Annotated in this window: 14 protein-coding genes; 4 read left to right on the top strand and 10 right to left on the bottom strand. The window is 73.2% G+C overall.

The window, feature by feature from the left end:
• The first annotated feature begins 181 nt into the window (after positions 1-181).
• On the top strand, positions 182-418 hold the full coding sequence (locus J7523_RS10805; RefSeq protein WP_291886087.1) for a hypothetical protein: 237 nt from the start codon (positions 182-184) through the stop codon (positions 416-418).
• Between the two features lie 42 nt (positions 419-460).
• Here the strand turns inward: J7523_RS10805 and J7523_RS10800 are convergent, their stop codons facing one another.
• On the bottom strand, positions 461-3,124 hold the full coding sequence (locus J7523_RS10800) for a cation-transporting P-type ATPase (RefSeq protein WP_291886212.1): 2,664 nt from the start codon (positions 3,122-3,124) through the stop codon (positions 461-463).
• Between the two features lie 86 nt (positions 3,125-3,210).
• Complete coding sequence (locus tag J7523_RS10795) at positions 3,211-4,038, bottom strand: universal stress protein (protein ID WP_291886084.1); 828 nt, start codon at positions 4,036-4,038, stop codon at positions 3,211-3,213.
• 224 nt (positions 4,039-4,262) lie between these two features.
• On the opposite strand from J7523_RS10795, the gene J7523_RS10790 reads away from it, so the two are divergent.
• Positions 4,263-5,135, top strand: a complete 873-nt coding sequence (locus tag J7523_RS10790) for a universal stress protein (RefSeq protein WP_291886082.1) — start codon at positions 4,263-4,265, stop codon at positions 5,133-5,135.
• An 85-nt stretch (positions 5,136-5,220) separates the two neighbouring features.
• On the opposite strand, the gene J7523_RS10785 is transcribed toward J7523_RS10790, so the two are convergent.
• The 8 genes from J7523_RS10785 to J7523_RS10750 form a co-directional block, all read right to left on the bottom strand.
• Positions 5,221-6,759, bottom strand: a complete 1,539-nt coding sequence (locus J7523_RS10785) for a GAF domain-containing sensor histidine kinase (RefSeq protein ID WP_291886078.1) — start codon at positions 6,757-6,759, stop codon at positions 5,221-5,223.
• A gap of 58 nt (positions 6,760-6,817) precedes the next feature.
• Positions 6,818-7,534: a response regulator transcription factor gene (locus J7523_RS10780; protein ID WP_291886075.1), complete on the bottom strand. Its 717-nt coding sequence runs from the start codon at positions 7,532-7,534 to the stop codon at positions 6,818-6,820.
• Positions 7,535-7,585: 51 nt separating this feature from the next.
• Positions 7,586-8,101 (bottom strand): DsrE/DsrF/DrsH-like family protein, encoded by a 516-nt coding sequence (locus tag J7523_RS10775; RefSeq protein WP_291886072.1) that lies wholly within the window; start codon positions 8,099-8,101, stop codon positions 7,586-7,588.
• A 26-nt stretch (positions 8,102-8,127) separates the two neighbouring features.
• Positions 8,128-8,442, bottom strand: a complete 315-nt coding sequence (locus tag J7523_RS10770; RefSeq protein ID WP_291886068.1) for a TusE/DsrC/DsvC family sulfur relay protein — start codon at positions 8,440-8,442, stop codon at positions 8,128-8,130.
• Between the two features lie 14 nt (positions 8,443-8,456).
• Positions 8,457-9,692 (bottom strand): FAD/NAD(P)-binding oxidoreductase, encoded by a 1,236-nt coding sequence (locus J7523_RS10765; RefSeq protein ID WP_291886066.1) that lies wholly within the window; start codon positions 9,690-9,692, stop codon positions 8,457-8,459.
• Positions 9,693-9,697: 5 nt separating this feature from the next.
• Positions 9,698-9,979 carry a dsRBD fold-containing protein gene (locus tag J7523_RS10760; RefSeq protein WP_291886064.1) on the bottom strand — a complete coding sequence of 94 codons (282 nt, stop codon included), beginning with the start codon at positions 9,977-9,979 and terminating at the stop codon, positions 9,698-9,700.
• A 158-nt stretch (positions 9,980-10,137) separates the two neighbouring features.
• Positions 10,138-11,115: a HAMP domain-containing sensor histidine kinase gene (locus J7523_RS10755; RefSeq protein WP_291886061.1), complete on the bottom strand. Its 978-nt coding sequence runs from the start codon at positions 11,113-11,115 to the stop codon at positions 10,138-10,140.
• Complete coding sequence (locus J7523_RS10750) at positions 11,112-11,789, bottom strand: response regulator transcription factor (protein WP_363266831.1); 678 nt, start codon at positions 11,787-11,789, stop codon at positions 11,112-11,114. The genes J7523_RS10755 and J7523_RS10750 overlap by 4 nt, the downstream gene beginning before the upstream one ends.
• A gap of 99 nt (positions 11,790-11,888) precedes the next feature.
• Here J7523_RS10750 and J7523_RS10745 point away from each other — a divergent pair, with 99 nt between their 5' ends.
• Positions 11,889-12,440 (top strand): DUF2231 domain-containing protein, encoded by a 552-nt coding sequence (locus J7523_RS10745; RefSeq protein ID WP_291886058.1) that lies wholly within the window; start codon positions 11,889-11,891, stop codon positions 12,438-12,440.
• A 164-nt stretch (positions 12,441-12,604) separates the two neighbouring features.
• The gene (locus tag J7523_RS10740; protein WP_291886056.1) at positions 12,605-13,393 is read left to right on the top strand and encodes an SDR family oxidoreductase; all 789 of its coding nucleotides are present in this window, start codon (positions 12,605-12,607) and stop codon (positions 13,391-13,393) included.
• Positions 13,394-13,435 lie beyond the last annotated feature (42 nt).

Genomic DNA, 13,435 nt, shown 5'->3' with positions numbered 1-13,435 from the left:
GCCCCGCTCGCTGACGCTTCGCGTACACCGCGAGCAAGGGACGGCCGAGCGTCGAAAGTCTCGTGCCGCGTCCCGCGGCTCGGAGGGCGGGCTGGATCAGGGTCGAAATGCTCTGCCGGTCGGTGCGCTGCCGACCGACGATGGGAATGGAGCGCCGGAAGACACACGAAGGAGCGGAGCGATGAACGTGCAGCTGCATATGCACTGGCGCGACCTCAACGGGCCTGAACGGGCGGCCGCAGTCGGGCTGGGCGCGGTTCAGGTCGGACTGGCCGCGTTGGCGTGGGCGGACCTCGCCACCCGGCCGGCGGCGCTCGTGCGGGGACGTAAGCCGCTGTGGGCGGCGGCCATCGCCGTGGACTTCGTGGGACCGATCCTGTACCTCACCAAGGGGCGGATCTTCCCGCGCATCCCATGACGGTGCGGCGCGCACGAGTGCGTCGGGCCGGTCGACGGTCCATCACACGTGCCTTGGGACCGGCGGGATCCCCGCCGAGACGCCTGCCACGACGGCCACCCGTGGTGGCACCGCGGTTCGCCGGCGGGCGCGGAAGGCCTTGTCCGTGGTGTCGGCCGCAAGGACCGCGGGCACGGCTGTCGCTGCGAGCAGCCAGCCGCCGAAGCCGGGGAAGGTCCCTCCGAGCAGCGCCGGGAGCGGCGGGACGACGAGGAACGCCCCGAGCAGGACGAGCTCGACGACGACCGCCCACGCGAGCAGCGGGTTGCCGCGGACGCCGGTGACGCCGACCCAGCGGCTCTCGCTCCGGCACGCGTAGGCGTTGGCCAGCTGTGCCAGCACGATCGCGCTGAACGCCACACCTGAGGCCTCCGAGAGCAGGGACGACGAGACCGCGCCGCCGAGCGCCCATCCGCCGGCGGTCAGCACGACGAGGAACGCGCCGACCGACACCGCGGCCTCCGTGGGTCCGAGCACGCCGAACGCCCTGCGCAGCACGGTCCGGTCGACGAGCGTCTCGAGCCGTCGTCCCTGCATCGACCGGCGGTTCGGGGGTTCAGCGCCGAGCGCCAGGGCGGGGAGGAGGTCGGTGCCGATGTCCAGGGCGAGGACCTGCAGCACGGTGATCGCGAGCGGGATCCGGCCGCCGGACAACGCCCAGACGACGAACGGTGCGAGCTCGGCGACGTTGTCGGTGAGGTGGTAGGTCAGGAACCGGCGGATGTTGCCGAAAGTCGACCGGCCCAGCTCGACCGCCGCCACGATGCTGCCGAAGTGGTCGTCGAGCAGCACGATGTCCGCCGCCTCGCGCGCGACGTCGCTGCCCGACGCCCCCATGGCGATCCCGATGTCCGCCGCGCGCAGCGCGGGCCCGTCGTTGACGCCGTCGCCGGTCATGGCCACCACATGGCCGCGTTCCTGCAGGACACGGGCGATGCGCAGCTTGTCCTCGGGGGCGACGCGAGCGACCACCACCTCGTCGCGGTCGAGCAGGGCGCCGAGCACTGCGTCGTCCGCCGGAAGCGCAGTGCCGGACACCACGGTGGGGGAGTCGCCGACCAGCCCGACCTCGCGGGCGACGGCGACGGCGGTCGCGGGGTGGTCGCCTGTCACCATGGCGAGCCGGATGCCTGCCTGGCGCACCAGCGCCACCGCCTCGGCGACGTCGTCGCGCGGAGGGTCGGACAGCGCCAGCAGGGCGAGCAGCGTCAGGCTTCCGGCGGCAGCGGACGGCACGGGGTGGCCACCTGGCTCCGTCCCCGCGTACGGCGGACGGCAGGCAACCGCGACCACACGCAGCCCTGCACCCGCGAGCTGGTCGAGTGCCGACTCGGCCCCGGGGCACGGTGCGCACAGGGGGAGGACCGCATCGGGTGCGCCCAGGACGTGCAAGCCGTCCGCGTCCCAGGCGGACGATCGGCGCAGCCGCGGGTCGAACGGGGTGTGCTCGTCGGCTCGGGGCCGCTCGGGTACGCCGAGCCGTCCTGCGAGGACCTGCAACGCGGCATCCATCGGGTCGCCGACGGCTGTCCAGCGACCGCCCTGGAAGGTCGTACCGGCGTCGGGCACGCAGCGGGCCGCGCTAGAGGCGGCTCGTCGGGCCGCAGCGACGGCGGCCGGCTCACCGTGGACCTCGGCCGTCGGTGCGTAGCCCGTACCGTGCAGCCCGACCGGACCTGCGGGGGTCCACGCCTGGACGACGCTCATCTGGTTCTGGGTGAGCGTGCCGGTCTTGTCGGTGCAGATGTACGTCGTGCACCCCAGGGTCCCGACGGCGTCGAGCCTGCGGACCAGGGCGTGCCGGTGCGCCATCCGCTGCGCGGCTCGGGACAGCGAGAGGGTGACGGTGGGCAGCAACCCCTCGGGCACGAGCGCGACGGTGACCCCGATCGCGAACAGATAGCTCTCGCCCGGCGGCCGCCCGAGGACGAGCGACACGAGGAAGGCGCCGGCCCCGAGACAGAGCGCGACAGTGGCGACGACCCGGATCACTCGGTGCAGGGCTCGGGTCAACGGACTCCTGGGTCGTGCCGCGCGTTCCATCACGGCGGCGATCTCCGCGATCCGCGTCCCGCCTGCGACCGCGACGACCTCGGCCTCGGTGCGACCCTGGACGACGTAGGTCCCGGCGAGCACGCGCTCGCCGCGGCCGTGCCTGGCCGGGCGGCTCTCGCCGGTCAGCAGCGACTCGTCGACGGCCACCTCGCTGGTGTCGATCACCTCCACGTCCGCGCACACCCTGTCTCCGGCGGTCAGCACCACGAGGTCACCGACGACGAGCTCGGACGCGTCGACCTGCATGGTCGCGCCGTCGCGGCGCACGGTCGCGCGCAGCGGCAGCATGTCGCGCAGCCGGGCGGCCGCCTGGTCGGCCGCGTGCTCCTGGACGAACGAGAAGACGCCGTTCAGGAGCACCACGGTGGCGATGGCGGCCGCCAGGACGGGCATCCCTCCGAGCCACGCCAGGCCCGCGGCGCACCACAGCATGACCGCGAAGAAGTGCACCATCTGGCGCAGGAGCTCACGTACCGGATGCGGTCCGGGGGGTGGCGGCAGACGGTTCGGCCCGTCGGCCCTGAGTCGCTCGCGTGCCTCGTCGCCCGACAGCCCGGCCGACCGTCCGCGGCGGGCCGCCTCGTCCCGCTGCCGAGGGCCGCCGTCGTCCACCGTGCCGCACATGGTCGGCGTACCCGGTGTGGTCGACTGGCCGGGATCCGGCCCGGACGTGCGCGAGGGCACCGTCGCACCGGCGTTCATCGTCCGCGCGCCCCTACCCGGGCGTGCGCGACCATGACGGGGCAGCGCGACTCGTGAAGCACCGCCTGGCTCACGGACCCTAGCAGCAGCCCGAGGAAGCACCCTCGCCCGCGCGATCCCACGACCAGCAGCTGCGCGTTGTGAGCGGCCTCGAGCAGCACGGCAGCGGGGGCACCGCGTCGGACGACGGGGCGCGCCGTGACGTCCGGGAACCGATCGGCGCGACCGGCCATGGTCTCGGCGAGCGACGCCTCTGCCGCGCGCTGGACCTCGACCTCCTGCGGCGCGCCGGGCAGGACCGACCCCAGCACGGTCGGCATGTCCCACGCGCGCACCACGACGAGCGGTGCCTCGCGGTGCGACGCCTGCGCGAGCGCGAGGTCGAGAGCGCCTGCGCCGGCCGGGCTGTCGTCCACCCCCACCACGACCGGCAAGCGTGCGGCCCGCGCGGAGTCGGCGCGGCGTCGCACCACGGCCACGGGACAGTCCGCGTGCGCGGCGACGGCCGCACTGACCGAACCCAGCAGGAGCCCGCTGAGCAAGCCGCGGCCGCGCGAACCCACGACCAGGAGGCTCGCGCACGTTCCCTCGTCGACCAGCGTTCCCGGGGCGTCCCCGCACACGTCGAGGGACGCGTCGATCTCGACGTCGGGGGCGATGCTGCGCGCGTGGTGCACACCTTCGTCGAGGACGGTGCTGCCGAACTCCGAGACGTGCACCACCCGGAGCGGAAGCTGCTCGCGGCGCGCCTCCTGGGTCGCCCACGCCAGCGCACTGAGAGCCTGGGGAGATCCGTCGTACCCGACGACGACTGGGCCGTTCATGCGCCACCTCCGGTGACGGGCCGCTGCCCGCGGCGACACCTCCACCCTCCTGCGCGCACGTGTGGCGCGGCAGGGCCGGAGGTCCCGAAGCCGGCGGCCCAGTCGCGGCGAGAACAGGGACCCAGGTCCCGAGACCCGCGTAGCCGCAGAGAGGAGCGTGGAGATCAGCCGGAGTCGCCGGCGTTCGTCCGGTACACCGACGCGCAAGAACGAGGAGGCATCTCATGCGTACCGAAGGTCCCGTGGTTGTCGCCCTCGACGGCTCGGACAGCAGCGCGCGCACCCTCGAGTGGGGGGCGGCGGAGGCGGTGCGGCGACAGGCGCACCTGCTCCTGGTCCGTGGCGTCGACGACTGGTTGGTCACGGCGTGGAGCTGGTACCCGAACGTGGTCGGGGACGACCCGGAAGCAACTGTGCTGCACTACCTCGGCGACCAGAAGTCGTGGGTGCACGAGCAGCATCCCGGCACGTCCGTCGGCATCCAGGTCCTGCATGGACAGGTCGTGCCCGCCCTGCGCGAGGTGAGCCAGGGTGCGCAGCTCGTGGTAGTCGGGGCGCGCGCGCGGACCGGCCGCGCGCGGACCGGGTCGACTGGCGTGCACGTCGCTGCGCACGCTCACTGCCCGGTGGCCGTCGTGCGATCCGATCCGCAACGCCCGGCAGACCCCGATGCTCCTGTCGTCGTCGGCGTCGACGGGTCCGCGGCGTCGCTGGCCGCCGCGAGCGCAGCTGCCCGGGAGGCGACGATGCGCGGTCGGCCACTCATGCTGGTGCACGCGCGCCCGACGATCCCGGACCCGTTCGGCCGGGGCAGCGCGCCGCCGCTGTCGACGGATGACCAGGACGACCCGACCCACAAGGCGGCCCACGTGGTGGCGGAGACGCTCCGCGCCGAGCACGACGGTCTCATGGTCGACCTGACGCTCGTGGACGACGACCCGGTCGACGCGCTCACGGCGCTGTCGGGCGATGCTGAGCTGCTGGTCGTCGGCTCGCGTGGACTCGGCGGCTTCCGCGGCATGCTGCTCGGCTCGGTCAGCGCCGGGGTGATTCGTGAAGCGACGCGCCCGGTGCTCGTCGTGCACGACGACAGGTGACCCCCGTGCGGAGTTGGTGGCACCGGTGGGATGCAGGTGTCGCCAGCCCGCGGCCCGCGACGACGCGGCGGGGCCGACGGTCCTCTCACGTCAGCGGGACCGACCAGCGCAGGAGCGTGCCCCCGCCTGGCGGTGCGACCAGCTGCAGCGTTCCGCCGCGCCGCACCGCCCGGTCCTCGAGGTTCGTCAGCCCGCTCGGGGTCGCGGCGTCGGGCATGCCCACGCCGTCGTCCTGTACCTCGACGAGCAGGTCGCGGCCGACGTCGATGCGCACCACGACCTCGTGCGCCCGTGCGTGCCGGGCGACGTTCGCGAGCGCTTCCCGGACGACGGCGACTGCGTCCTCGCCGACCGCGTCGGGAACCGTGGCGGTGATGCCGTCCGTGCGCAGCCGTGGCAAGAAGCCCAGAACGCGCCGGGCGCCGACGACCTCGGCGTCGATGCGGTGGCGCAGCCCCGTCCCCGGCGATCCGCCGCGGGAGCCCAGCCTGAAGATGGTCGAGCGGATGTCCTTGATCGTCTCGTCGAGCTCGCCGACCGCGTGCTCGAGTCGGTCGGCGACATCCGGGCGGACCGCGTCCTGGGCGGCGCCCTGCACGTCGAGCCCGATCGCGAACAGCCGCTGAATGACCATGTCGTGCAGGTCCCGGGCGATCCGCTCACGTTCCTCGAGCACGGCGAGCCGTGCGCGGTCGGACTGGGCATCTGCGACGTCGAGCGCGAGCGCGACCTGCTCGCCGAAGCCGGCCACGCTCGGCAGGTCGACGTGGGGCGTCGTCTCGCGGTGGGCTGGCCAGAAGAGCGCCAAGGCGCCGAGCCAGCGATCACCGCTGCGCAGCGGCAGGGCGAGGACCCACGCCGCCGGCCCCCACCCCGGCAAGGAGCCTGCCGGAACCTCGCGCAGGACGGGACCCCGGCCCGTCAGGTCACCCGACAGCGCCTCCGGCATGTTGTCGTCCCGGTACAGGTGGGCGACCGGTGCACCGGCGCTCCGACGCACGCGAGCGAGGACCGCTGCGACCGCCTCGTCGCGTGGCACGCCGCTGGTCAAGGTGGCTGTGCACGCCGCGGCGGTCTCGAGCCACAGCTCGTGCTGGCGAGTGCGGTGGAACACGCGCGCATGGTCCACCGCGACTCCTGCGGCCGCGGCCAGCGCGACGGCGATCTGCTCGTCGCGGGCGGTGAAGTCCGCGTCCCCCGCCTTGTCGGTCAGGTAGAGGTTGCCGAAGACGCCGCCGCGAGCCCGGACGGGAACGCCGAGGAACGTGTGCATCGGCGGGTGGTGGGGCGGGAACCCGACGGAAGAGGGATGCGCCGTCAGGTCGTGGAGCCGCAGCACGTGCGGGCTCGACATGAGGTGCCCCAGCACTCCGCGCCCCGAGGGCAGGTGCCCGATGCGCTCGACGGTCCCCGCATCCATGCCCAGGTGCACGAACTGTTGCAGGTCGCCGTGCGGCCCGAGTACCCCGAGGGCGCCGTAGCGGGCACCGGTGAGCCTGCAGCCGGCCGCCACGAGCCGCTGCAGGACGGTGCCGACGTCCAGCTCGGTGGACATCGACACGACGGCGGCCATGAGCGCGTCCAGCCGCTCGTCCTGCCCCGCGTCGACCCCGCCGACACCCATCGACGCAGCATAGGACTGTTGGGGGGCACCGCTGCCGGCCCGCAGGTGCCCACCGAGCTCAGGGCTCACTGGGGCGGCGGGAGGTCGGTGCGCGGTCGGGCGGCACTGTGCCCGGGACGCCGTGAGACGTCTCGGGGTGCAGGCGATGCTGCTCGGCGATGAACAGTGCCGCCTGAGTCCTGCCACGCAGCTCGATCTTGGCCAGCAGGTTCGAGATGTAGTTCTTGACGGTCTTCTCCGCGAGGAACATGCGGTCGGCGATCTCCCGGTTGGTCAGGCCCTCGCCGATCAGGTCGAGCACGGCGCTCTCCTGCGCGGTCAGCAGGTCCAGCCGGGCGTCGTGCTGCCGCGACTCCCGCAGCCGTTCGAGCACCCGCGCGGTGGTCGCCGGATCGAGCAGCGACCGGCCCGCCCCGACGACGCGGATCGCGTCGAGCAGCTTCGGGCCGCGGATCTCCTTGAGCACGTAGCCGGCGGCGCCGGCCGTGATCGAGGCCAGGAGGGCCTCGTCGTCCTCGTACGACGTGAGCATGAGGCATCGGACGCGAGGCGCGAGCGACGCGAGCTCGCGGCACACCTCGACCCCGGAACCGTCCGGAAGCCGAACGTCGAGCAGGGCGACATCGGCGTCCGCCCGCGGGATACGCACCAGCGCTTCCTGTGCGGTCGCGGCCTCGCCGACGACGGTCATCGTCGGGTCGGCGTCGATCAGGCGGAGCAGGCCTTGGCGGACCACCTCGTGGTCGTCCAGGACGAACACCCGGATCTGGGCCATGACGACATGGTCCTCTTCTGTCGTGGACGACGTCAGCCAGCGACGACGCCGTCAGATGAAGAGCAGCTGCGCTCCGCTGGTCTTCTCGATGAAGTCGCTGGCACTGATGATGCCCTCGACGTCGTCGTCCAGGTCGTCGAGCGTGAGGTGGTTCATGTCGGCCGACAGGCGGCACGCCCACAGGTGGCCGCCGGAGGCGACGATCTGCTCGAGGAACTCGGGCACGTCCGGGACGTCCAGGTCGGCGATCGCCTTCTTCAGCCGCGACGTGGCCATCGCGGTCATCCCGGGCAGGCCGCCGAGGCCCTGCGGCATGTGGGTGGCGGTGTTGCCGAGCATCGTGAACTTGAGGTCGCCCATCGTCGCCTTGGTGATGATGTCGAGGCCCCAGAACGTGAAGAACAGATGCGTCTCGACGCCCTCGCCGAGTGCGGCGTTGGCGAGGATCAGGCCGGGGTAGGCCATGTCGAGGTTGCCTTTGGAGCAGATGATCGCGAGCGTCCGACCGGCTTCGTCGCTCGTGTCGAACTGCGGGACGACTGCCGGACCGGTGTCCGTGGTGGTCATGGTGGTGCCTCTCGTGTCGTGCCGGATCAGACGCAGCCCACGGGCTTCGGCAGACCGGCGACGTAGGCCATCTTCTTGGCCGGCTTCTGCGGGAAGAGACGGAACAGCTCCTTGACGGGCACGCCGCTGCCGGCGGACGCCCGACGCAGGGTGGCCGTCTCGCCGCGCTGTGCGAAGTCGTCACGCAGGAACCTCAGGACCGCGCGGTGCTCGGGTGTGAGCACGAGGCCGATCTGGTCCGCCAGGATCGTGGCGAGGTCGTCGTCCCACTCGGACGGGTCCGTGAGGAAGCCCTCGTGGTCGACGTGGACCGCGTGGCCTCCGAGGGTCGTGACGGGCATGGCTGCACCTCTTCCTAGGTCGTGGCGACGGGGACCTTCTTGCCGGCCATCGGCATGGCCGGAGCGAGCGGCAGGGGGCGCCCAGGCAGCAGGACGTTCCAGTAGATCCAGCGGAACGCGAGCTTGCCGAGGTGGTTCGCCCGGGTCTCCTTGAGCAGGCTCATCGGACCGACGAACGGCGCTGGGAACGTGCCGGGAAGCGGCTCGGTCTCGTAGTTGAAGTCGAGCAGCAGCGCCTTGTGGTCGCCGGACTCCACGAAGCAGCTCGCGTGCCCGTCGAAGGAGTGGCTCATCGGCCGCCCGGCCACCAGCTCGACGAGGTTGTCGACCAGCACGTCGACCGCGAAGTGCGCGACGGAACCCGCCTTCGAGGTGGGGATGTCGCAGGCGTCGCCGACTGCGAAGATCCGCCGGTCGACGGTCGACTGGAACGCGTGCCGGTCGACGGGGACGAAGCCGAGCTCGTCCCCGAGCCCGGACCGAGACACGAACTCCGCGCCCATGTGCAGCGGCACCGTCACCAGCAGGTCGAACGGGATCTCACGGCCGTCGTACGACACCAGGGTCTTGTCGTCGATGCGCTCGACGAGGAAGTCGGTCTCCACGACGACGCCGCGGTCCGTGAGCATCGAGCCGAGCCGTTCGGACGCGACGGGCTTGGTGAACGCGCCGTCCAACGGGGTCACGAACACCAGCTCCGTGTCGGAACGAAGCCCGTGCTCGCGCAGCCACTCGTCGGCCAGGAACGTGAACTCCAGCGGGGCGACCGGGCACTTGATCGGCACGTCCGTCACATGGACCACGAGCCGCCCACCGCGGAACGAGGTGAGTGCCTCGGCGAGCGCCGTCGCGCCGCGGAGGGTGTAGAAGTCGAAGATGCTGGTCCGCCACTGCGGCCCGAGCATGCCGGGGGTCCGATCGGGCCGCACCGACGCCCCGGAGGCGATCACCAGGTAGTCGTAGGGGAGGAGCCGCCCGTCGCGGAGGAGCACCTCGCGCGCATCGGTGTCGATCCGCTCCACGGTCTCGAGCACCAGCTCGACACCGTCCTGCACGAACGCGTGACGCGACCGCACGAGCTCCTCGGTCGGCCCGCCGAAGGGCACGAACAGGAACCCGGGCTGGTACGGGTGGGCGTCGTCGCGGTCGACCACGGTGATGGCCCAGGTGTCGTCGAGCCGCCGACGGAGCCGGTTGACCAGCATGGTGCCGGCCGTCCCGGCTCCGAGGACGACGATCTGCCGCGTCATCGCGCTCACCGCAGGATCTGCACGTCGGCGTGCTCGAGCTCCGAGATGTCGTCGGAGGTCGCACGCATCAGCCGGTCCGCGAGGTCCCGGAGCGCACGGGCCGCCGCGAGCTCCTCCCCGATCTCGGGGACGTCCCTGTCGTGCGGCGCTCGCCGGGCGCGTCCGTACCCGTTGAGCGTCGTCCCGCTCGACGTGGTCAGCACCGCGTGCGCCTTGGTGATCGTCCCGTTGTCGCGCAGGTCGTCGGTGTCGAACAGGTAGATGCTGGCTCGCCAGGTGCTGGTCATGGCACTGCTCCTTCCCTGTGGGCAAGGACAGCGCTGCCGGGCGGACGGGCCGTCCCTGCACCTCCAGCCTCCGGCCGGCGTCGCTCGACGGACCAGAGCCCAAGGTCCCGACTCGTCGCGCCCGGCACGTCTCCGCCGCCTGGGGGGAGGGCTCGCGGTCAGCTGCTCGGCAGCTCCACGGTGGCGACCGCACCGCCCCCGTCGCGGTCGCCGAGCACGAGACGTCCCCCGTGGCGCTCGGCGACCTCCCGGACCAGCGCGAGCCCCAGGCCGAAGCGGGGCCGGCCGCCCCCGGCGTGACCGGGTGCCGACCGGGGACCGCGCTCGAACCGTTCGGTGAGTCGCCGGCGTTCCTCCGGCGCCCGCGGGAACCCCCCGCCTTCGTCGGACACGGAGATCAGGACGCGCCCGCGTGCGTCGTCGCGCGCCACGGCGAGCTCGACCCGACCTCCTGCGGGGCTGTGCGCGAGCGCGTTGTCCACGAGGCAGGCGACCGCGCGCCGCAGGGCGGCAGGCGCGGCCTGCACCACCTGGGGCTCGCCGACCACGACGAGGCGGCGGTCGTCGTCGACCGCCGCGAAGGACGCGGCGACGGCGCGCAGCAGCGCGGCGACCTCGACGGGCTCGCGGAGGACGAGCTCGCCGGACGTGCCTTCCATCTGCGCGGAGACCAGCAGGTCGGTGACGACCTCGCCCAGCACGCGCGTGTCCTCGACGAGCTGCGCGGTGACGGCGCGGCGCGGATCGTCCGCCGGGGTGCGTGCGAGCAGCAGCTCGGCGCGGGTGTGCACCACCGCGAGGGGCGTGCGCAGCTCGTGCGACGCGTCGGCGACGAACCTGCGCTGGGCCGCCAGCGCGTCCTGCACGGGCCGGACGGCGCGCCGTGCGGCCACGAGCCCCACCGCTCCCGCGCTCAGCGCTCCCACCACGAGCACCCCGGCGAGCCCGGTGGCGACGGACCGGTCGGACGTCTGCTCGGCGCCCGCCTCGGCGCGGGCGTGCTCGCGTCCCTCGGCCCGGCCCGCGAGCCAGGCCAGGACGGCGACGACGCCGACGACGAGCAGGACCACGCACCCCACCGTCACGGCGATGCGGCGCTCGGCCCGCCGCACGACCTCGCGGTCCGCGCCCGTCATGCCGGCCCGAGCCGGTAGCCGAGACCGTGCACCGTCTGGATCGTGGTGCGACCGAGCTTGTCGCGCAGGTAGTGCACGTAGCTGTCGACGGTGTTGGGCTCCACGTCGCCGCCGAACACCAGCTGGATGAGCTCCTCGCGCGTGAACACGCGGCGCGGGTGCCGGGCCAGCACCTCCAGCAGGTCGGCCTCCCGGGCGGTGAGGTCGACGACGCCGTGGTCCCGGGTGACGTGGCGGTTGCGCACGTCGAACGACGCACCCGCGACGTCGAGCACGTCGGAGGTGTCGGTGTGCCGGCGCAGCAGCGCACGGAGCCGGGCGAGCAGCTCCGCCACGTCGAACGGCTTGACGAGGTAGTCCTCGGCACCGGCGTCGAGCCCGTCGACGCGATCCTGCACGGTGCCCCGCGCGGTCAGCACCAGGACCGGGGCGCGCACACCCGAGCGCCGCAGCCGCGCGACGAGGTCCAGCCCTTCGATCCCCGGCAGACCGCGGTCGACGACGAGCACGTCGGGCTCGCTCGTCAGCGCGCGGTGCAGGCCCGCCTGGCCGTCGCGCGCGAGCGTCACGTCGTAGACGTCGCCCAGCACCTCGACCAGCAGCGGCCCGAGCTCACGGTCGTCCTCGACGAGCAGCAGCGACGCGCGCACGGGTGCGTCCACGATCGGCTCCACGCCCTCATCCTGGACCCGCCGTTCCCAGATCTGTCCCAGATCTGCTGAGCAGGGTCGTCGCGTGCCCGCCGCCGAGCGGGAGCCGACCTGGAGGTGCTCATGATCAACGGCCTGCCCGCGCACGTGCTCGTCGTGCACGCGGTGGTGGTTCTGGTCCCGCTCGCGGCCCTGGTGACGGTCCTCGCGGCCGTGTGGCCCGCGGCTCGTCGCAGGCTCGGGATCGTCACCCCGCTGCTCGCGCTCGTGGCCGTGGCCTTCGTTCCCCTGGCGACGCAGGCAGGCGAGTGGCTCGAGGAGCACGTGCCGGAGAGCCCGCTGGTGGAGCAGCACGCGCGCTACGGCGACGGGGTCCTCGGATGGGCGCTCGGCCTGCTCGCGGTCGCGTGCGGCGTGTGGCTCGTCGGTGCGCTGGCCGACCGCCGCCGCGCCTCGACCGCAGCACGCGACGACGCTGCACCGAGCGTCTCGGCAGCCGGGCCGAGCACGCCGTCCTGGGTCGCCGCCCCGTGGGCCCGAGCCTTGGTCGCGGTCGTCACGGTGGCGGTCGCGGCGGGTGCGACGCTCGCGGTCTACCGCGCGGGCGACTCCGGTGCACGGGCGGCATGGCAGGACCAGGTCACGTCGACCGGCAACGGCGGTGGTGACGACTGACGGCGGCGCCGTGACGTCGGGACCTCCGACCCTGTGCCCCGGGCGTGCCGGCCTGCATCGTGAGGAAGGGACCGGGAGCGAGAGGCGCGTCGTGACCGGCACCTCGACGAGGTGGGGGACCACCACGTCGAGCACGGCGATCGCAGAGAGGCGGCAAGGCAGCGATGCGCACGACCGTCGTCACGGGATCCGCGTCGGGCATCGGCCGCGCGACGACCGACCTCCTGCGATCCCGTGGGCAGCAGGTGATCGGGGTCGACCTCCACGACGCGGACGTGGTCGCCGACCTGTCCACGGTCCACGGCCGGCTCGAGCTCGTCCGTGCGGTGGACGCACTGTCGCACGGTCGCATCGACGGCGTCGTCGCGAACGCGGGCGTCGCTCAGGACACGCCGGCCGACGTGGCGGTGAACTTCTTCGGGGCGCTCGCGACGCTCGAGGGCCTGCGACCGCTGCTGCTCGGCTCTCCCGCACCGCGCGCGGTGCTGACGGCGTGCCTGGCGATCCTCATGCCGTCGGACCAGGAGCTGGTCGACCTGTGCCTGGCGCTCGACGAGCCCGGCGCTCTGGCGCGTGCGGAGAAGCTGGTCGAGGCGCGAGAGGGTGGCGTGGCGTACGCGAGCAGCAAGGTGGCGCTCTGCCAGTGGATGCGGCGGCACGCCGACGCCGACGCCTGGGCGGGCAGCGGGATCCCGCTGAACGCCGTCGCGCCCGGGGTGGTCGAGTCGCCGATGATGGCGCGCCTGCTCGGGACCGAGTTCCAGCAGGCCCAGATGGAGGCCGAAGTGCCGATGCCCCTGAACGGGTTCATGACGCCCGCGGTGCCCGCACGGCTGCTCGCCTGGCTGGTCAGCGAGGAGAACACCCACCTGTGCGGGCAGGTGGTGTTCGTCGACGGCGGGGCCGAGGTGGTCATCCGCCGCGACACGACCTGGGGCGCCGGTCGAGACTGATCCGTCGCGCCGACCGGGGCCGGTCGCCCGGGTGAGGTGACC

The organism is Cellulomonas sp., assembly GCF_017744555.1.
Lineage (GTDB): Bacteria > Actinomycetota > Actinomycetes > Actinomycetales > Cellulomonadaceae > Cellulomonas.
The sequence above is the reverse complement of the archived record's forward strand: the minus strand, read 5'-3'. Positions and strand labels throughout refer to the sequence as shown.

Bases quoted from the DNA above. Each gene is read 5' to 3' on its own strand.
- J7523_RS10770 (WP_291886068.1), bottom strand. From the start codon at position 8,442: ATGCCCGTCACGACCCTCGGAGGCCACGCGGTCCACGTCGACCACGAG.
- J7523_RS10785 (WP_291886078.1), bottom strand. From the start codon at position 6,759: ATGGGTGTCGGCGGGGTCGACGCGGGGCAGGACGAGCGGCTGGACGCG.
- J7523_RS10790 (WP_291886082.1), top strand. From the start codon at position 4,263: ATGCGTACCGAAGGTCCCGTGGTTGTCGCCCTCGACGGCTCGGACAGC.
- J7523_RS10775 (WP_291886072.1), bottom strand. From the start codon at position 8,101: ATGACCACCACGGACACCGGTCCGGCAGTCGTCCCGCAGTTCGACACG.
- J7523_RS10805 (WP_291886087.1), top strand. From the start codon at position 182: ATGAACGTGCAGCTGCATATGCACTGGCGCGACCTCAACGGGCCTGAA.
- J7523_RS10740 (WP_291886056.1), top strand. From the start codon at position 12,605: ATGCGCACGACCGTCGTCACGGGATCCGCGTCGGGCATCGGCCGCGCG.
- J7523_RS10755 (WP_291886061.1), bottom strand. From the start codon at position 11,115: ATGACGGGCGCGGACCGCGAGGTCGTGCGGCGGGCCGAGCGCCGCATC.
- J7523_RS10745 (WP_291886058.1), top strand. From the start codon at position 11,889: ATGATCAACGGCCTGCCCGCGCACGTGCTCGTCGTGCACGCGGTGGTG.
- J7523_RS10795 (WP_291886084.1), bottom strand. From the start codon at position 4,038: ATGAACGGCCCAGTCGTCGTCGGGTACGACGGATCTCCCCAGGCTCTC.
- J7523_RS10760 (WP_291886064.1), bottom strand. From the start codon at position 9,979: ATGACCAGCACCTGGCGAGCCAGCATCTACCTGTTCGACACCGACGAC.
- J7523_RS10780 (WP_291886075.1), bottom strand. From the start codon at position 7,534: ATGGCCCAGATCCGGGTGTTCGTCCTGGACGACCACGAGGTGGTCCGC.
- J7523_RS10765 (WP_291886066.1), bottom strand. From the start codon at position 9,692: ATGACGCGGCAGATCGTCGTCCTCGGAGCCGGGACGGCCGGCACCATG.